The sequence below is a fragment of the Leisingera sp. ANG-Vp genome (assembly GCF_000813725.1).
Classification (GTDB): Bacteria; Pseudomonadota; Alphaproteobacteria; order Rhodobacterales; family Rhodobacteraceae; genus Leisingera.
In genome coordinates this window covers 24,212-40,980 of sequence record NZ_JWLD01000097.1, presented here as the reverse complement: position 1 = coordinate 40,980, position 16,769 = coordinate 24,212, and the positions used below count along the sequence as shown (strand labels likewise).

The following is a 16,769-nucleotide window of genomic DNA, read 5'->3' as shown; positions in this document are numbered from 1 at the left end:
GCGGCCAGCGCGGCGGCCGCACCGCCGGAGCTGCCGGCCACGGATTTCTGAGGGTTCAGCGGGTTGCGGGTGGTGCCCGCCACCAGATTTGCGGTCTGGCCTGAGAACGTGAATTCCGGCGTGTTGCTCTTGCCGGTGATCACCGCGCCTGCGGTACGCAGCCGCGCTACGTGCAGGGCGTCGTAATCCGGCACATGGTTTTCAAAGCTTCGTGACCCCCAGGTGGTGCGCAGCCCCTTGGTTTCAAAGCAATCCTTGATCGCCACAGGCAGCCCGTGCAGGGCTCCGGCAAAGCGGCCCCTGGCGGCCATGTGGTCCAGTTCTGCCGCCCGCACCGCGGCGGCCTCCCAGTCCAGGGTGACAAAGGCATTGACCGTTTCCTCCCGCGCCTCCGTCTGCGCCTGATGCGCCTCCAGCACCTCGCAGGCGCTCAGGTCCCGGCTGCGCAGTTTGGCGGCCATCTCGACGGCGCTCAGGGCGGTGATCTCGGTCATGCGGCAGGTCTCCCGGGTCTTGAAGTGTGGGGCTTGCCGCCAGCCTAAGCAGCCGGGCCTGCCGCCTCCGTCCTGAAACGGCGTCAAAACCGCCTGTCCGCGACCTGGGCTTACCGGCGCAGCCAGCTGTGCACAGCCTCCTTGGCGCGGCTGCAGGCCTCCTCCAATCCGCAGCCCTGCGCCAGATGGCAGGCAATGGCAGTGGCCAGGCTGCAGCCGGTGCCGCGTTTGGAACCCGCCAGTCTCGGCGCGGCAAACGGGGTGGCAGAGCCGCGGGCGGTGAACAGAAGATCAGTGCTTTCAGCCCCTGAGCCATGGCCGCCTTTGACCAGCACCGCCTGCACGCCCTGTGCCAGCAGCGCTTCTGCCTGGGCTTCAAGGCTGCCGCCGCGGCCCGAAAGCACCTCCAGCTCGTCAAGGTTCGGGGTGAGCAGCGCTGCCCGCTGCAGCAGCGCGCCAAAGCCCTCTGCCGCCATCAGGTGGCCGCCCGAGGTGGCCTTCAGCACCGGGTCCAGGACAAAGGGAAGATCCGGGGGCAGGGCGTCCGCTACCGCGTCCGCCACCGCGGCTGAGCCCAGCATGCCGATTTTGGCGGCGCCGGGCGGCGGCGGGGTTGCCAGGGCTGCACGCAGCTGGTCTGCCGCTGTGCCGGGCGGGCAGGGGTGAACGGCCAGCACTGTTGCGTTGGTCTGCACGGTCACGGCTGTCACAACCGGGCGCACTGCGGCGCCCAGTTCGGCTGCCATCGAAATATCGCGGCTGAGGCCCGCACCGCCGCTGCTGTCGGTGCCGCCGATTGCCAGGATCGCCGTCATGTGCTGCTTCCGGCCGCCAGCAGCGCCAGGTTGCCGTAGCCCGCCTGCTGCAAGTCCGAAGCCGCGCCCCAGGCGCGCAGGCCGGTGCGGCAGCACAGCACGATCCGCTGCCCCCGCGGCAGATCTGCTGCCATGAGCCCGGCGCGCGGTATCCGCCGCGCTTGCGGAGCCGGAAGTTCAGGCGCTTCAGACGCATCGCGCAGTTCGATCACCGTGTCCTCAGGCGTGATCTGCGCGGCAGCAATGAAGGAGAGGGCGGTTTCCGGCTCCTCGGCGCCGTCAAAGCGGAAGCTGCTCACCTGCAGGTCTTCAAGCCGGAAAATGAACAGCTGCCCCTGCGGCGACGGCTGGTGGCCCAGCAGCGCCTTCAGGGCGAGCTGCGCCTGCAGGGCTCCGATCATGCCCACCGCGGGGCCCATCACCCCGGCAGTGGCGCAGGTTGCCGCCTGCGCAGGCAGGTCCGGGAAAACCGCCCTCAGCGATGGCCCGCCGCCGCAAAACCCGCCGGCATAGCCGGACTGTCCCAGCGCCGAGGCCGAGATCAGGATCTTGCCCTGCCGCAGGCATTCGTCCGAGAGGATATAGGACACCGCAAAACTGTCCGCCGCATCGACCACCAGATCTGCTTCGGCCACCAGCCCGGCAGCGTTGGCGGCATCCAGATGCGCGGCGCGGGCGTCGATCTTCAGCGCCGGATTGGCAGCCAGCAGCCGCGCCCGGGCCGCATCGGCCTTGGTGGCGCCTATGTCCGTCATTGCGTAAAGCACCTGCCTGTGCAGGTTGCTCTCCTCCACCCGGTCGCCATCCAGGATGGTGATCCGGCCAACACCTGCGCCGCCAAGGTATTGCAGCACCGGGCAGCCGAGACCGCCGGCGCCCACCACCAGAACATGCGCTCCGGCAAGCCGTGCTTGCCCTTCCGCTCCGACCTCCGGCAGGATCATCTGGCGGGTGTAGCGGCTCATGCGTCTTCCTTGAGCCGGCAGGCCTCAGCCCATTCGCGGGTGCGGGCCTCAGGATCCTCAGCCAGCTGGATATCAGTCACCACCGCAGCGCTGTCCGCCCCGGCCGCAAACACCCCCGGCAGCCGCTCCGGCGTCAGCCCGCCAATGGCGACCAGCGGCGTGTCGCCGGCCATCTTTTTCCAGCGGGTCACACGCTCCAGCCCTTGCGGTCCCCATTTCATCTTCTTCAAGAGCGTCGGATAGACCGGTCCCAGCGCCACATAGGCAGGACCAAAGGACAACGCCCGCTCCAGTTCGCTCTCATCATGGGTTGAAAGACCAAACCGCACGCCCTTGCGGCGCAAGGCAGCAAAATCGGCGGTGTCCATGTCCTCCTGGCCCAGATGCACAAAATTGCAGTTCAGATCCAAGGCGGCCTGCCAGTAGTCATTCACCACCAGCTGCGCGTCATGCACCGCACAGAAATCCCGTGCGCGGGCGATCTGCCGGCGGACCTCTGCATCAGGTTCATACTTGATCCGCAATTGCACCAGCTTGGCGCCCTGCGGCACCAGCAGCTCCAGCCGGCCGACATGGCCCGCGATCAGGTAAAAACGTTCCATCATGCAAACTCCGCCATTCCCAGAACCGGGGTTGAGGGCACTGCCATATCGCGGCGTTCCATTGGGCCGGCTTCAAAACCGGCACGCCCGGCTTCAATCGCCATCGCCATCGCCCGGGCCATGCCGGCCGGGTTGCCGGCTTTGGCGACGGCTGTATTCAACAGCACTGCATCCATGCCTAGCTCCATCGCCTGGGCGGCATCCGAGGGCCGCCCGATGCCGGCATCGACAATCAGCGGCACCTGCGGGAAATGCGCTCTCATAGCCCGCAGCGCATCCGGGTTGCGCAGGCCTTGCCCGGAGCCGATCGGCGCCCCCCAGGGCATCAGCACTTCGCAACCCGCCTCCAGCAGTTTCTCACCCACCACCAGATCGTCGGTTGTGTAGGGAAAGACCTGGAACCCGTCCTCGCACAGGATCCGCGCTGCCTCCACCAGCCCGAACACATCCGGCTGCAGCGTGTCGGAATGGCCGATCACCTCCAGCTTGATCCAAGGCGTATCAAACAGCTCCCGCGCCATTTGGGCGGTGGTCACGGCCTCCTGCACCGAATGGCAGCCTGCGGTGTTCGGCAGGATGCGGCGGCCGGTCTCCCGCAAGGAGTCCCAGAACCCCGCGCCGGAGCCATCGGCGGTTTCCCGGCGCAAGGACACGGTGATGATCTCCGTACCGCTGGATTTCACAGCTTCCGTCAGCACCGCAGGCGAGGGGTACTGCGCGGTGCCCAACAGCAGCCGTGACGCGGTTTCGATTCCATAGAATTGCATGTCAGCCTCCCTGCATCGGGGCCAGAACTTCCAGCCGGTCGCCTTCAGCCAGCTGCACATCGCCGCGTTTGCCGCGGGCCACAAAGGCGCCATTCAAAGCGGTGGCGACGGCCGGGCTGGTAAATCCCAGTTCCTGCAGAGCCGCTTCCAGGGTGGCGCCGGCCACCTCATGCGGTTTGGCGTTCACGATGATCTTCATCTGATGTCTCCGGTATCAGCCGCCCGGCGGCTTGCTGCGCCATTGCAGGCGCCAGCAGAAAGCCATGCCGGTAGAGGCCGTTAAGATAAAGCGTGCCGTCCTGCTCGCACAGCCGCGGCAGGTTGTCGGCGAAGGCAGGGCGCAAACCCGCGCCGGTCTCCACCACGCTGGCCTCGGCCAGCCCGGGGTGCAGCGCATAAGCCGCGTTCAAAAGTTCGCTGAGCGAGCGCAGCGTGACCGGGCGGTCCGAGCTGCTCTCGATCATGGTGCCGCCGATCATGAAATACCCGTCGCCACGGGGCACCAGATAGAGCGGCATCCGCGGGTGCAGCAGCCGCAGGGTACGGCTGATGTCTACCTCCGGGCAGTGCAGGATGGCCATCTCGCCGCGCACCGGCCGCAAACCGGGCAGCGGCGCCGCCATGCCGGTGCAATCCAGCGTGACGCGTGCCGGGGCAGGCATGCCATAGCGGATCTCCACGCCCATCTCCTGTACCCTGGTGGCCAGATCGCGCAAGGCGCGGCGCGGATCCAGATGCGCCTCATCCGCAAAGAACAGCCCTTGCGCAAACCGCCCTGACAACGCGGGTTCCAGATCCGAAACCCCCGCACCATCGACACTGCGGTGGCCCGAAGTGCGGCGGGCGAAACGGGTCAGCTCCGCCCGGTCGCGGGCAGGCGCCACCACCAGCGTGCCGCGCCTGTGGACCGGTGTGACCTTGGCCCACCAGTCCGAGGCGCGGCTGCCGAGGGTGATCACCTCTGCTTCCGCACTCTCGCGCTCGCACCAGGGGGCCAGCATGCCGCCGGCAAAGCGCGCGACACTGCTGTCTCCGGGGGTCTCGCCCCGCTCATAGACGGTGACCGCCGCTCCGCGCTGCGCCAGTTCATAGGCGCAGGCGAGACCGGCAAGGCCTGCGCCTGCGATGGTGATCACTCGGCCGGTTCCGCTTTTTCGGCAGGCATGTACAGCTCGCCGCCTTCACGGAACTTGGCGGCCATCGCCTCCATCCCCTCTTTCTGCGCTTCGGCTCGGATGTCGTGGGAGATCCGCATCGAGCAGAACTTCGGCCCGCACATGGAGCAGAAATGCGCCACCTTATGGGCCTCTTTCGGCAGGGTCTGGTCGTGATAGTCACGCGCGGTTTCCGGGTCGAGTGCCAGGTTGAACTGGTCCTCCCAGCGGAACTCGAACCGTGCCCGCGAGATCGCATCGTCCCGCCGCTGCGCCCCCGGCAGCCCCTTGGCCAGATCCGCCGCATGGGCCGCAATCTTATAGGTGATCACCCCGGTCTTCACATCATCCCGGTCGGGCAGGCCCAGGTGCTCCTTCGGCGTCACGTAGCACAGCATCGCGCAGCCGAACCAGCCGATCATCGCCGCACCGATGCCCGAGGTGATGTGGTCATAGCCCGGCGCGATATCGGTGGTCAGCGGCCCAAGCGTATAAAACGGCGCCTCGTGGCAGCACTCCAGCTGCTTGTCCATGTTCTCTTTGATCTTGTGCATGGCGACATGGCCCGGGCCCTCGATCATCACCTGGCAGTCCTTGCCCCAGGCGATCTTGGTCAGCTCGCCAAGGGTCTCCAGCTCGGCAAACTGCGCCTCGTCATTGGCATCGGCAATCGAGCCCGGGCGCAGCCCGTCACCCAGCGAGAAGGCCACGTCATACTTGCGGCAGATGTCGCAGATCTCGTCGAAATGCGTGTAGAGGAAGCTTTCCTTGTGGTGATGCAGGCACCACTGCGCAATGATCGAGCCGCCGCGCGAGACGATGCCCGTCACCCGCTTCACCGTCATCGGCACCATGTGCAGGCGCACGCCGGCATGGATGGTGAAATAGTCGACGCCCTGTTCCGCCTGCTCGATCAGCGTGTCGCGGAACACTTCCCAGGTCAGGTCCTCGGCGATGCCGTTCACCTTCTCCAGCGCCTGATACAGCGGCACCGTGCCAATCGGCACCGGCGAGTTGCGCACGATCCATTCGCGGGTGTTGTGGATGTTTCGCCCCGTGGACAGGTCCATCACCGTGTCGGCGCCCCAGCGGATCGACCAGACCAGCTTGTCCACTTCCTCTTCCATCGAGGAGGTGACGGCGGAGGTGCCCATGTTGGCGTTGATTTTGACCAGGAAGTTGCGGCCGATGATCATCGGCTCGGATTCCGGGTGGTTGATGTTGTTCGGAATGATGGCGCGGCCTGCAGCAACTTCGTCACGCACAAACTCCGGGGTCACGTAATCCGGGATATTGGCGCCCCAGTCGTGGCCGTCACGCGCGGGTGCCACAGCTTCGCGCAGCTGGTTTTCGCGGATCGCGATGAATTCCATCTCCGGCGTCACGATGCCTGCGCGGGCATAGGCCAGCTGGGTCACTGCCTTGCCGTCCTTGGCGCGCAAGGGGCGCGGTTTCACCGGGAATTCCGGCACCAGACGCTCGCCCGAAGCAAAGCCGTTGTCCTCGGGCTTCACATTGCGGCCGTCGTATTCCTCGACATCGCCGCGGTCCAGGATCCACTGGCGGCGCAGCGCAGGCAGGCCCTGGCGGATATCGGTCAGCACATTGGGGTCGGTGTAGGGGCCCGAGCTGTCATAGACCGGCAGCGGCTCTTCGCCGGCCGTGGGGTGGACCGAGATCTCGCGCATGGGCACGCGGATGTCGGGAAAGCGCTCGCCTTCGACGTAGATCTTGCGCGACGCAGGCAGGCCGCCCGTGGTGATCTTGGGATTGGGGACGTTCATTTTGGTGCTCCTCGAAGCCTAAACTCAGAAAAGACACCAGATGAGGTTTGGCTCGGGAAACAGAGGCTGTACGGGGCCCCTTGTTCAGTTTCGCACGGCTGGCGGGATGTACGGGTCCCGTGGCAATGCGCACCTAGCTTCCTACGCCAGTATCAACTGGGTCAGGTTCAAAGGGTCGCGCCGCCGGTCCGGGTTGCCCCGCACCTAAACGCCTCTCAGTCCCCTTGGCGGGACTCCCCTGCGTGCCTATAGGGCTAGGGGAGGCACGGGGTTTGCGTCAACCGGAATCTTTGTAGATTATTTTTTGGCCTTAATATCAGTCTGATATTGGCCTTACTGGCGGGCATTTGAGGCAAATCGCTGCAGCGCAGCTTTGGTGCTTGATCGGTGCTGGCAAAATTATCTATAAAAACCCGCAACGCCATCCGCGTATGGCCCAAGGGATACGAGAACAGGAGACAGCATGCTGGACGCTGCACCCATCCGCACCGACTGGACCCGCGAGGAAGCGGAAGCGATTTACAACAAGCCTTTCATGGACTTGCTGTTTCAGGCGCACACCGTGCACCGGCAGTATTTCGACCCCAACCAGGTGCAGAAGTCCAAGCTCCTCAGCATCAAGACCGGCGGCTGCGCCGAGGATTGCGCCTATTGCTCGCAGTCGGCCCGTAACGGCGCCCAGCTGTCGGCCTCCAAGCTGATCGAAGTGCAGCGGGTGATTGCCGAGGCCAAGAAAGCCAAGGAAGGCGGCGCCACGCGTTACTGCATGGGGGCGGCCTGGCGCTCGCCCAAGGACCGCGACATGGCGGCACTGGAAGCGATGGTGCAGGGCGTCAAGGACCTGGGCATGGAAACCTGCATGACGCTTGGCATGCTGGACGAGGAACAGGTGTTCCGCCTGCGCGACGCCGGCCTTGATTACTACAACCACAACATCGACACCTCGGAGCGCTACTACTCCGAGATCATCACCACCCGCACCTTTGCCGACCGCATCGACACCCTGAACCGGGTGCGCGAGGCGGGCATCAAGGTCTGCTCCGGCGGCATCGTCGGCATGGGCGAGCAGCAGCTGGACCGCATCGACATGATGCTGGCGCTGGCCACGCTGGAGGTGCATCCCGACTCGGTGCCGGTGAACATGCTGATCCCGATTGCCGATACGCCGCTTGCCAATGTCGAGAAGCTGGACCCCATCGAATTCGTCCGCTCCGTGGCGCTGGCCCGTATCCTGATGCCGAAGTCGCATGTGCGCCTCTCCGCAGGCCGCACCGACATGTCGGACGAGATGCAGGCGATGTGCTTCTTTGCCGGTGCCAACTCGATCTTTGTGGGCGACACGCTGCTGACCGCGGACAACCCGGAAGAGGACAAGGACCAGCAGCTGTTCGACCGCCTGGGCATCACCGCCATGGCCGCAGGCTGCGACGGCAGCCGCTGATGGCAGCCGCCTTCCCCAGGCATGAAAAATCGCTGGAAGCGCTGCGCAATCGCGGGCGCTACCGGCAGCTGATGCCGCGGGAAGGGCACGACTTTGCGTCCAACGACTACTTGGGCCTTGCCGGAGATGACGTTTTGCGGGCGGCAGCGGTTGCCGCGGTTGCGCGCGGCGTTCCGGTCGGGGCAGGCGGCTCGCGCCTGCTGCGCGGCAACGACTGCGAACACCAGCTTCTCGAAGCCGAGGCGGCAGCGTTCTTCGGAACCGAAGCGGCGCTGTTCATGGGCGGCGGCTTTAACGCCAATCAGGCGATTTTCTCGACCCTGCCGCAGCAGGGCGACCTGGTTCTCCATGATGCGCTGATCCATGCCAGCGCCCATGACGGGATGCGGCTGGGCCGGGCCGAGACCCGCAGCTTTGCCCATAGCGACGTGGAAGACGCGGCCCGGGTGCTGAAGGACTGGCGCGCGGCAGGCGGCGAGGGGCAGGTCTGGATCGCGGTGGAAGCGGTCTATTCCATGGACGGCGATCTTGCGCCGCTGGACGCGCTGATGGCTCTGGCTGAGACCACCGGTGCCGTGCTGGTGGTGGATGAGGCGCATTCCACCGGTGTTTTCGGCGCCCGGGGACGGGGGCTGGCAGAGGGTATCGCCCATCATCCCAAGGTTCTGTCCCTTCACACCTGCGGCAAGGCGCTGGGGGCATCAGGGGCTTTGATCTGCGGCCAGAAGGTGCTGGTCGAGACGCTGATCAACAAGGCGCGCGGTTTCATTTACGCCACCGCGCCGTCGCCGCTGAATGCGGCGCTGGTGCGGGCGGGCCTGCGTGAGCTGCAGGAAGACCCGACGCGCCGCGAACGGGCCTGGCAGCGGATCTCCCATGCACAGAGCGAGGCCAAACGCCTCTGCGGCCTGGACGGGTTCCAAAGCCAGATCCTGCCGGTGGTGATCGGGGACGACAAACGCACCATGGCGCTGGCCTCTGCGATGCAGGCCCGCGGCTATGACATCCGCGGCATCCGCCCGCCGACGGTGCCCCGCGGCACCTCGCGGCTGCGGCTGTCGATTACTTTGAATACGGGGGCAGAGGTCATCACCGCGATGTTCGAAGACCTCGCCCGGGAAATGGAGGCCGCCGCATGAGCGCGCTGATCGTGACCGGAACCGATACCGGCATTGGCAAGACCATCTTTTCCGCCGGCCTGGTGCAGGCGCTGGGCGCCGCCTACTGGAAGCCGGTGCAATCGGGGCTGGAGGAAGAGACCGACAGCCAGATCGTTGCCCGTCTCTCCGGCCGCCCGGCGCTGCCCGAAGGCTACCTTCTTCAGCTGCCAGCCTCGCCGCATCTGTCGGCTGAGGCTGAAGGTGTCGAGATCGACCCGGACGCGTTGCCCTTGCCCGAGGTGGACGGAACGCTTGTCGCCGAAGGGGCAGGCGGGCTGATGGTGCCGCTGAACCGCGAGGTTCTTTACCTCGATCTCTTTGCCCGCTGGGGGGCGCCGGTGATCCTCTGTGCCCGCACGCAGCTGGGCACAATCAATCACACGCTTTTGTCGCTGAAGGCGCTGCGCGATGCAGGCTGTGCGGTCGTGGGGGTTGCATTCATCGGCGATCCGGAACCTGCGGTGGAGGAAACCATATGCCAGTTCGGGCAGGCGGCGCATCTGGGCCGCCTGCCGGTCTTGGGCGAGCTGACCTCTGACGCGCTGGCGGTGGCCTTTCAGGCCAGCATCCGGGTGGACCTGATCAAGGAGGCCCTGGCCCAAGGAGAGGCAGCATGAGCGCCGCAGACCTCACCCAGCTGGAGTTTGACCAGCAGCACCTTTGGCATCCCTACACCAATGTCGCCAAACCGGGCCCGACCTTTGTGGTGAAGGAAAGCGAGGGCGTGCATATCACGCTGGACGACGGCACACGGCTGATCGACGCCATGTCGTCCTGGTGGTGCATGATGCATGGGCATAAAAACCCGGCAATCACCAAGGCCATTCACGACCAGCTCGACACCCTGCCGCATGTGATGTTCGGCGGGCTGACCCATGATCCGGCCATCGACCTGGGCCGCAAGCTCTTGGAGATCACGCCCGAAGGCCTCACCCGCATCTTCTACTGCGACAGTGGATCTGTTTCGGTTGAAGTGGCGATGAAGATGGCGGTTCAGTACCAGCACGCGGTCGGCCAGCCGGACCGCAAGGAATTTGCTACCATCCGCTCCGGCTATCATGGCGATACCTGGAAGGCGATGAGCGTCTGCGACCCGGACACCGGGATGCACCATCTGTTCCAGGGCGCGCTGAGCGTGCAGCATTTTGTCTCCCGCCCGCCGATCCGCATCCATGAGGAATGGAGCGACGATCCGGCGCAGAACGGCCTGGGCGAGCTGCGCGGCGTGCTGGAAGCCAACGCGCAGAAGATTGCCGCCTTCATCCTGGAACCCGTGGTGCAGGGCACCGGCGGCATGTATTTCTACCACCCGGAATACCTCAATCAGGCCCGCGCGCTGTGCGATGAACTGGGCATCCTGCTGATCTTCGACGAAATCGCCACCGGCTTTGGCCGCACAGGCGAGTTGTTCGCCACCAATTTCTGCACTGTCGAGCCGGATATCATCTGCCTCGGCAAAGGCCTCACCGGCGGCCATATCTCCTTCGCCTGCACCATGACCAACGACCGGGTGGCAGAGGGCATCGGCGGCGGCAATCCCGGCCTGTTCATGCATGGGCCCACTTATATGGGCAACCCGCTGGCCTGCGCCGCAGCAAAGGCCTCGCTGGACCTGCTGACGGGGCAGGATTGGCGCGGCACCGTGGCCGCAATCGGCGAGCAGATGCAGGCCGAGCTGGCGCCCGCCCGCGAGCTGCCCAATGTGGCCGATGTGCGGGTGCTGGGCGCCATTGGCGTGATCGAGATGAAGCACCGGGTCTCAGCAGACGAAGCCCACGCCCGCGCCCATGAAATGGGCGTGTTCCTGCGCCCCTTCGGCACCAATATCTACACCATGCCCCCGTTCATCACCTCGCCGGATCAGCTGAGCGAAATCACCGCAGGCATGCTGCGGCTGGCACGGGAGCTCTGAAATGAAGTTCCGCTGGCTCAAACAGGATCAGGCAGCCGAGGCCATCGTGGTCTTCGGCGGCTGGGCTGTGGGGCCGGAGGTGTTCTGGCACTTGAACGGCCCTCAGGACATTCTGTTCGCCAGCGATTACAGCTCGCTGGATGCGGATCTGCCGGATTTGTCCAGCTACCGCCGGGTCAGCCTGCTGGCCTGGTCGTTCGGAGTGGCAGCCTATGCCCATTGGCAGCAGGGGCGGCCCGATCCGTTCCAGCGCAAGGTGGCCGTCAACGGCAGCCTGCAGCCGGTGAACCGCGGGGCCGGCATTCCGCCTGCAGTGTTCCGCAAAACAGTGGAAACGCTCAGCCTCGAGACGTACCAAGGTTTCCTGGCCCGTGTATTCGGTGCAGCCCAGGAGGCCCAGCCGCTGGATGTGGAGGCCCGCCGCGGCGAATTGCTGGCCGTGGAACGGCGCGGAGATGCACCGCAGATGCGGTTTGGCCGGGTCTGGGTGAGCACAGGCGACAAGATCTTCCCGTCCGCCAATCTGCAGCGGGCCTGGGCGGGGCAGAATGTGTCCGCCATCGACGCGCCGCACGCGCCCTTCGACCGCTTCAGCGACTGGGAGGCACTGTTCTGATGAAAGATGTGCTGCCTCAGGACCCGGATCAGGGCCGCATCCGCCAAAGCTTCCGGCGCGGGCTGGAGAGCTATCACCGCAACGCTTCGGTGCAGGCGCAGATTGCTGCGCGGCTGGCGCAGATGCTGCAGGATCAGGGCGCGCCCGGGCAGTTCAGGGCGGTTCTGGAGTTCGGATGCGGAACAGGCCATCTGACCGGGGAACTGCTCCAGCGGTTCGAGACAGACAGCCTGCTGCTGAACGACCTGGTGCCAGAAGCCGCGCTGCTTTTGAAGAATCTGCGGCACACACCCGCGCAGGCCCGGTTTGAAGCAGGCCCGGTCGAAGGCCTGGCGCTGCCGCAGGATTTGGACTTGGTCGCTTCAGCCTCGACCGTGCAATGGATCGCCGGCCTGCCAGCGCTGATGGCGCGGCTGGCGGCGCATCTGAAGCCCGGCGGCTGGCTGGCGCTTTCTGGCTTTGGCCGCAGCCAGTTCCGCGAGCTGGCAGCGCTGGGCTCAGACGCAGCAGCGCCGGCCTATCTTGATGCCGAAGAATGGCCTGCAGTGCTGCCGGATGGGGTGGAGATTCTTGCCATTGAACAGCAACCCGTGGAGCTGGAGTTCGAAACCGCGCTGGCTCTGCTGAAGCATCTGCGCCAGACCGGGGTGAACGGCCAGGCCCGGCAGAACTGGAGCCGCCGCTGCCTGCAGGACTTCGAGTCAGCCTACCGCGCGCGGTTCGGCCGCGATGGCAAACTGCCCTTGACCTATGACCCTGTGCTTCTGATCGCCCGCAAGACCTGGTAAGGGAAATGCGGCGCCTCGCGTGCATATTGCGCGCATGGGAAGAGTTTTAAGTTTTTTCCTATCCTTTTGCCGTGCGGTCCCGGGCGGCCGTTAATCTTTATAAACCCCCTGATGCTATCCCGGACACGGGGCTGCGTTTTGTGCGCGGCATGTGGGAAGACTGGCAGTACGGGAGTGACGCCATGACATTCAAAGCGTTTGCGGCAGCGCTGGGGGCGCTGGCGGTTTCTGGAGCCGTTGAGGCCGCTGATCTGGGGGATACCAGCACACCGATCCGGCTGTCGCTGAACAACTGGACCGGCCAGCAGCTGTCGACATACATCGCAGGGGGCATGCTGGAAGAGGCGGGCTACACCGTCGAATATGTAGAGGCCGATCAGGGCGCCATGTATGACGAGATCGCCTCGGGCGACGTGCATGCAATGGTGGAGATCTGGACCAGCAGCAGCCCGGACGACTATTTTGCGGCCCGTGAAGAGGGCCGGGTGGAAGAGCTTGGCGACCTGGGGCTGGATGCGCGCAACGGCGTGGTGTTCCCGCCCTATGTGGCGCAGATGTGTCCGGGCCTGCCCGATTGGGAAGCGCTGCGCAGCTGCGTCGGCATCTTCTCGAAAGACGGCAAGGGCAAGCGGGGGATCTACCTGGCCTATCCGGAATCCTGGGGCTCGCCTGGCGCCGACCGGATCCTGGCGCTGGATTTGCCGTTTGACGTGGTTGCGGCCGAGTCTGAGGCGGCGATGATCGAGACCTTTCAAAAGGCCTATAAGGAAAAACGCCCGGTGATCTCGACTTTCTGGGCGCCGCATTGGGCGATGTCCTCTTACGCGCTGCAATTCGTGCGCCTGCCAAAGCCGGAGCCCGCCTGCTATACCGATCCGTCCTGGGGACCTAACCCCAAGAAAACCGGCGACTGCGATTTCTACCGCGGCGGCGTGAAGAAAGCGAGCTGGCCGGGCCTCAAGGACCGCTGGCCTGCTGCTTATGAAATCCTCAAGAACTATGAGCTCAGCATCTGGGACCAGCAGCCGCTGATCGGTCTGGTGGATGTGCGCGGCGAGACCGTGCAGGGCGCGGCCCGCGGCTGGCTGGCAGTGAACCGGGCAAAGTGGATGCCGGTGGTGGAAGAGGCCGCGGGCAAGGGCCGCTCCTGACACGGACTGCCCTGCCGATGTGACGACAGCGCTTCCGCTTGCGCGGGAGCGCTGTTCTGTCAGAAAGGGAGCGGCTTGAGAGTGGCTTCTTATCCGGGGTAATCTGCCGTCAGCCGGGCAGCCCGGTGGGACGGAGTGATTCCGGAACTTGTCTATTTGGACAAAAACTTAAACCGTCAAACAAAATATTTCGCCATTTGCGCCGCATTTGCTCGACAAAGTGCCGCAATATGCTCCAATACTTGCATTATCCCCGGCCACACTTGGCTCATGGGCACCAGCTGACAAGAATAAGACCGGCCGTATGGCCAGGCAGGTGCCATGAACCGCCGGGTTCCAAAAGACACGCCAGACCTGAAATCAAGGATGGCGCTAAGGATTATGACAGGGAGTATTGAGATGAACTTCAAGGGATATGCGCTGGCGCTGAGCGCTGCCACAATGACGGTTGCAGCGGGCATCGCTTCGGCGGCCGAGCTGGGCGACACCAGCAAGCCGATCAAGCTGGCGGTGAACGAATGGACCGGTCAGCATGTGACCACCCATATTGCGGGCGAGATGCTCAAGGCTGCGGGCTATGACGTGGAATATGTCTCGGCCGGCATGATGAACCAGTTCCAGGCCATCGCCGATGGCGACATCCATGCGACGCTGGAAATCTGGTCCTCCAACGTGTCCGACGAATATGCCAAGAAGGTGGAAGAGGGCACCGTGGTTGAATTGGGCGATCTCGAGCTGAACGCCCGCGAAGGCATCGCCTATCCAGCCCATGTGGCGGAGATCTGCCCCGGCCTGCCGGCCTGGGAGGCGCTCAAGGACTGTGCCATGCAGTTTGCCACCGCAGAAACGCTGCCGAACGGCCGCTTGGTCGACTACCCGGCCGATTGGGGCACCCCGGGTGCTGACCGCATGACGGGCCTGGAGCTGCCGTTCAAAGCCGTGCCCGCGGGGTCCGAGGCGGCGCTGATCGTCGAGCTGCGCGCCGCGACTGAGCGCAAGACGCCGCTGCTGATCACCTTCTGGCAGCCGCATTGGGCGATGTCGGCCTATGATGTGCAGTTTGTCGATCTGCCCGCTGGCGAAGACGCCTGTTTCAATGACCCGGCCTGGGGCCCGAACCCCAATGCGGTGAATGACTGCGACTTCTCGCCCTCGCGCATCTTCAAGGCCGCCTGGTCCGGTACCGAGGAAACCTGGCCCGCCGCCTTTGAGATCCTGTCCAACTACACCCTGGCTGTGGAAGATCAGCAGCCGATGATGGGTGCGGTCGATGTGGACGGCGGCAAGGTTGAAGAGGTGGTCGCCGCCTGGATGGCCGAGAACGAGGACAAGTGGCGCCCGGTTGTCGACGCTGCCACGAAGTGAGCCTTGCCGCATGACGGGCTCTGACACGCCTGCCATCACCTGCCGGAATGTCTGGCAGGTGTTTGGCAATAATGCAGACAGCGCTTTGAAAGAAGCGCTGGCGAACAATGACACGCAGCACGATGCAGCCGGTGAACTGCGCCGCAAGGGGCTGATCCCGGCGGTGCAGAACGCCTCCTTTGACGTGAAGGAGGGCGAGCTGTTTGTGATTATGGGCCTGTCGGGCTCCGGAAAGTCGACCCTGATCCGCTGCATCTCGCATCTCTTGCACGCCACCGGCGGCGAGATCCGCATCGACGGCGAAAATATCGTGGAGGCCAGTCCCAAACGGCTGATCGAACTGCGCCGCAAGAAGCTGGGCATGGTATTCCAGCACTTCGGCCTTTTCCCGCATATGACTGTGGCCGAAAACGTCGCCTACCCCCTGCGGGTGCAGGGCGTGAAAAAGAAACAGCGGCTGGCCAAAGCGCAGGAAGTGATTGAACTTGTCGGCTTGGGCGGTCGTGAAGCCAACTACCCGCGCGAGCTGTCCGGCGGCCAGCGCCAGCGCGTCGGCATCGCCCGCTCGCTGGTGGCGGATTGCTCGGTCTGGTTCCTGGATGAGCCGTTCTCAGCCCTCGACCCGCTGATCCGGCGGCAGCTGCAGGATGAGTTCCTGGAAATCCAGGCCAAGCTCAAGACCACCATCGTCTTCATCACCCATGACATCAACGAAGCGCTGAAGCTCGCCGACCGCATCGCCATCATGCGCGACGGCAAGGTGGTTCAGATCGGCACCCCGGCTGACATCGTGCTGCGCCCGGTCGATGATTACGTGCGCGAGTTCTCCAAGGATGTGGCCAAGGGCCAGCACGCCCGCGTCGCTTCGGTGATGCAGGAAGGCGAGCACCATGTCTATGGCGCCGACGATCCCGGCCTGCGCCAGGATATGACGCTGGATGCCGCCCTTGCACGCTGTATGGAGCTTTATGAACCCGTGCCGGTCCGCACACCCGAAGGCAAGCTGGTCGGTGTGGTGAACCCGGCAGACCTGGCTGCGGCCTTGCAGGTGGAGCAGGGCTGATGGCCGGTCTTTCAAAAGGCTCCGTCGCGGCGCTGATTGCAGCGGCGGCCGGCGCCTTGTGTCTCTTGCTGGAAAGCAGCGTGCCGTGGCTGGTCAAGTTCCCAGCGGCCTGGGTGCTGCCAGCAACCGATTGGGTGGGGGCAGGGCTCGAGTGGTTCCTGGCGCTGATCAAACCAACAGCCCGGGCCTTTTCGGCGCTGATGTTCTACCCGATGGAAGCGGCCAATTTCGTCCTCAGCAGCACCCCCTGGCCGCTGGTCATCTGTGCCACCACCGCGCTGGCCTGGATCCTTGGCGGGGTGCGGATGGCGCTGATGGCGGTGGTTGGCCTGGGCTTCGTGCTCGCTTCCGGCTACTGGCCCGAAAGCATGAACACCCTCGCATTGGTGGCCGTCTCGGTGCCCTTGGCGCTGATCATCGGCGGCGGCATCGGCATCCTTGCCAATGAATATCCCCGTATCCGCCAGCCGGTGCAGGCGGTGCTGGACATCATGCAGACGGTGCCGACCTTTGCCTATCTCACCCCCTTGCTGGTGCTCTTTGGCTTTGGCCCGGTGGTGGGCCTCATCGCCTCGGCGATCTACGCCGCGCCGCCGATGGCACGCAACGTGCTGCTGGGCCTTGAACGGGTGGAGCCCGAAATCAAGGAAGCTGCCATCATGGCCGGCGGCACCCGCCTGCAGCAGCTGTTC

18 protein-coding genes and 1 riboswitch are annotated in these 16,769 nt (G+C 64.9%); of the genes, 10 read left to right on the top strand and 8 right to left on the bottom strand.

From position 1 onward, the window contains the following. The 8 genes from RA20_RS23215 to thiC form a co-directional block, all read right to left on the bottom strand. A partial coding sequence (locus tag RA20_RS23215) for an amidase family protein (RefSeq protein WP_241482321.1) occupies positions 1–494 on the bottom strand: 494 nt, incomplete at its 3' end. Positions 495–604: 110 nt separating this feature from the next. Continuing rightward, positions 605–1,309: a bifunctional hydroxymethylpyrimidine kinase/phosphomethylpyrimidine kinase gene (gene thiD / locus RA20_RS23210; RefSeq protein ID WP_039134734.1), complete on the bottom strand. Its 705-nt coding sequence runs from the start codon at positions 1,307–1,309 to the stop codon at positions 605–607. Then, the gene (locus RA20_RS23205) at positions 1,306–2,274 is read right to left on the bottom strand and encodes a HesA/MoeB/ThiF family protein (RefSeq protein WP_039134731.1); all 969 of its coding nucleotides are present in this window, start codon (positions 2,272–2,274) and stop codon (positions 1,306–1,308) included. The genes thiD and RA20_RS23205 overlap by 4 nt, the downstream gene beginning before the upstream one ends. Further along, positions 2,271–2,876 carry a thiamine phosphate synthase gene (locus RA20_RS23200; RefSeq protein ID WP_039134754.1) on the bottom strand — a complete coding sequence of 202 codons (606 nt, stop codon included), beginning with the start codon at positions 2,874–2,876 and terminating at the stop codon, positions 2,271–2,273. Before RA20_RS23200 ends, RA20_RS23205 begins: the two co-directional genes overlap by 4 nt. Beyond that, positions 2,876–3,643: a thiazole synthase gene (locus tag RA20_RS23195; protein WP_039134728.1), complete on the bottom strand. Its 768-nt coding sequence runs from the start codon at positions 3,641–3,643 to the stop codon at positions 2,876–2,878. The genes RA20_RS23200 and RA20_RS23195 overlap by 1 nt, the downstream gene beginning before the upstream one ends. Position 3,644: 1 nt before the next feature. Next, a complete protein-coding gene (thiS, locus tag RA20_RS23190) occupies positions 3,645–3,842 on the bottom strand; it encodes a sulfur carrier protein ThiS (protein WP_039134725.1) in 198 nt (65 codons plus the stop codon). Further along, on the bottom strand, positions 3,811–4,779 hold the full coding sequence (locus tag RA20_RS23185) for an FAD-dependent oxidoreductase (RefSeq protein WP_039134722.1): 969 nt from the start codon (positions 4,777–4,779) through the stop codon (positions 3,811–3,813). Before RA20_RS23185 ends, thiS begins: the two co-directional genes overlap by 32 nt. Continuing rightward, on the bottom strand, positions 4,776–6,581 hold the full coding sequence (thiC, locus tag RA20_RS23180) for a phosphomethylpyrimidine synthase ThiC (RefSeq protein WP_039134719.1): 1,806 nt from the start codon (positions 6,579–6,581) through the stop codon (positions 4,776–4,778). The genes RA20_RS23185 and thiC overlap by 4 nt, the downstream gene beginning before the upstream one ends. 121 nt (positions 6,582–6,702) lie before the next feature. Further along, positions 6,703–6,831, bottom strand: a riboswitch (TPP riboswitch). A gap of 213 nt (positions 6,832–7,044) precedes the next feature. Between thiC and bioB the strand changes: the two genes are divergently transcribed. The 10 genes from bioB to RA20_RS23130 form a co-directional block, all read left to right on the top strand. Beyond that, positions 7,045–8,022 carry a biotin synthase BioB gene (bioB, locus tag RA20_RS23175; RefSeq protein WP_008556688.1) on the top strand — a complete coding sequence of 326 codons (978 nt, stop codon included), beginning with the start codon at positions 7,045–7,047 and terminating at the stop codon, positions 8,020–8,022. Then, on the top strand, positions 8,022–9,161 hold the full coding sequence (locus RA20_RS23170; RefSeq protein ID WP_039134712.1) for an 8-amino-7-oxononanoate synthase: 1,140 nt from the start codon (positions 8,022–8,024) through the stop codon (positions 9,159–9,161). The genes bioB and RA20_RS23170 overlap by 1 nt, the downstream gene beginning before the upstream one ends. Further along, on the top strand, positions 9,158–9,799 hold the full coding sequence (bioD, locus tag RA20_RS23165) for a dethiobiotin synthase (RefSeq protein ID WP_039134710.1): 642 nt from the start codon (positions 9,158–9,160) through the stop codon (positions 9,797–9,799). The genes RA20_RS23170 and bioD overlap by 4 nt, the downstream gene beginning before the upstream one ends. Continuing rightward, positions 9,796–11,094: an adenosylmethionine--8-amino-7-oxononanoate transaminase gene (bioA, locus tag RA20_RS23160; protein WP_039134707.1), complete on the top strand. Its 1,299-nt coding sequence runs from the start codon at positions 9,796–9,798 to the stop codon at positions 11,092–11,094. Before bioD ends, bioA begins: the two co-directional genes overlap by 4 nt. Before the next feature lies 1 nt (position 11,095). Next, on the top strand, positions 11,096–11,710 hold the full coding sequence (locus RA20_RS23155; RefSeq protein ID WP_039134704.1) for a pimeloyl-ACP methyl esterase BioG family protein: 615 nt from the start codon (positions 11,096–11,098) through the stop codon (positions 11,708–11,710). Next, positions 11,710–12,498, top strand: a complete 789-nt coding sequence (gene bioC, locus RA20_RS23150) for a malonyl-ACP O-methyltransferase BioC (protein ID WP_039134701.1) — start codon at positions 11,710–11,712, stop codon at positions 12,496–12,498. The genes RA20_RS23155 and bioC overlap by 1 nt, the downstream gene beginning before the upstream one ends. 182 nt (positions 12,499–12,680) lie before the next feature. Further along, positions 12,681–13,649, top strand: coding sequence for an ABC transporter substrate-binding protein (locus RA20_RS23145; protein WP_039134698.1), 969 nt, complete (start codon positions 12,681–12,683; stop codon positions 13,647–13,649). A gap of 399 nt (positions 13,650–14,048) precedes the next feature. Beyond that, complete coding sequence (locus tag RA20_RS23140; RefSeq protein WP_039134694.1) at positions 14,049–15,014, top strand: ABC transporter substrate-binding protein; 966 nt, start codon at positions 14,049–14,051, stop codon at positions 15,012–15,014. Positions 15,015–15,024: 10 nt separating this feature from the next. Next, complete coding sequence (locus RA20_RS23135; RefSeq protein WP_039134691.1) at positions 15,025–16,077, top strand: quaternary amine ABC transporter ATP-binding protein; 1,053 nt, start codon at positions 15,025–15,027, stop codon at positions 16,075–16,077. Next, positions 16,077–16,769 (top strand): ABC transporter permease subunit (locus RA20_RS23130; RefSeq protein WP_039134687.1); only part of this gene is annotated, 693 nt, incomplete at its 3' end. The genes RA20_RS23135 and RA20_RS23130, both read left to right, overlap by 1 nt.

What these genes read in the sequence shown, in the direction of transcription:
- thiD (WP_039134734.1), bottom strand. Translation starts at nt 1,309, where the DNA reads ATGACGGCGATCCTGGCAATCGGCGGCACCGACAGCAGCGGCGGTGCG.
- RA20_RS23205 (WP_039134731.1), bottom strand. Translation starts at nt 2,274, where the DNA reads ATGAGCCGCTACACCCGCCAGATGATCCTGCCGGAGGTCGGAGCGGAA.
- RA20_RS23200 (WP_039134754.1), bottom strand. Translation starts at nt 2,876, where the DNA reads ATGGAACGTTTTTACCTGATCGCGGGCCATGTCGGCCGGCTGGAGCTG.
- RA20_RS23195 (WP_039134728.1), bottom strand. Translation starts at nt 3,643, where the DNA reads ATGCAATTCTATGGAATCGAAACCGCGTCACGGCTGCTGTTGGGCACC.
- thiS (WP_039134725.1), bottom strand. Translation starts at nt 3,842, where the DNA reads ATGAAGATCATCGTGAACGCCAAACCGCATGAGGTGGCCGGCGCCACC.
- thiC (WP_039134719.1), bottom strand. Translation starts at nt 6,581, where the DNA reads ATGAACGTCCCCAATCCCAAGATCACCACGGGCGGCCTGCCTGCGTCG.
- bioB (WP_008556688.1), top strand. Translation starts at nt 7,045, where the DNA reads ATGCTGGACGCTGCACCCATCCGCACCGACTGGACCCGCGAGGAAGCG.
- RA20_RS23170 (WP_039134712.1), top strand. Translation starts at nt 8,022, where the DNA reads ATGGCAGCCGCCTTCCCCAGGCATGAAAAATCGCTGGAAGCGCTGCGC.
- bioD (WP_039134710.1), top strand. Translation starts at nt 9,158, where the DNA reads ATGAGCGCGCTGATCGTGACCGGAACCGATACCGGCATTGGCAAGACC.
- bioA (WP_039134707.1), top strand. Translation starts at nt 9,796, where the DNA reads ATGAGCGCCGCAGACCTCACCCAGCTGGAGTTTGACCAGCAGCACCTT.
- RA20_RS23155 (WP_039134704.1), top strand. Translation starts at nt 11,096, where the DNA reads ATGAAGTTCCGCTGGCTCAAACAGGATCAGGCAGCCGAGGCCATCGTG.
- bioC (WP_039134701.1), top strand. Translation starts at nt 11,710, where the DNA reads ATGAAAGATGTGCTGCCTCAGGACCCGGATCAGGGCCGCATCCGCCAA.
- RA20_RS23145 (WP_039134698.1), top strand. Translation starts at nt 12,681, where the DNA reads ATGACATTCAAAGCGTTTGCGGCAGCGCTGGGGGCGCTGGCGGTTTCT.
- RA20_RS23140 (WP_039134694.1), top strand. Translation starts at nt 14,049, where the DNA reads ATGAACTTCAAGGGATATGCGCTGGCGCTGAGCGCTGCCACAATGACG.
- RA20_RS23135 (WP_039134691.1), top strand. Translation starts at nt 15,025, where the DNA reads ATGACGGGCTCTGACACGCCTGCCATCACCTGCCGGAATGTCTGGCAG.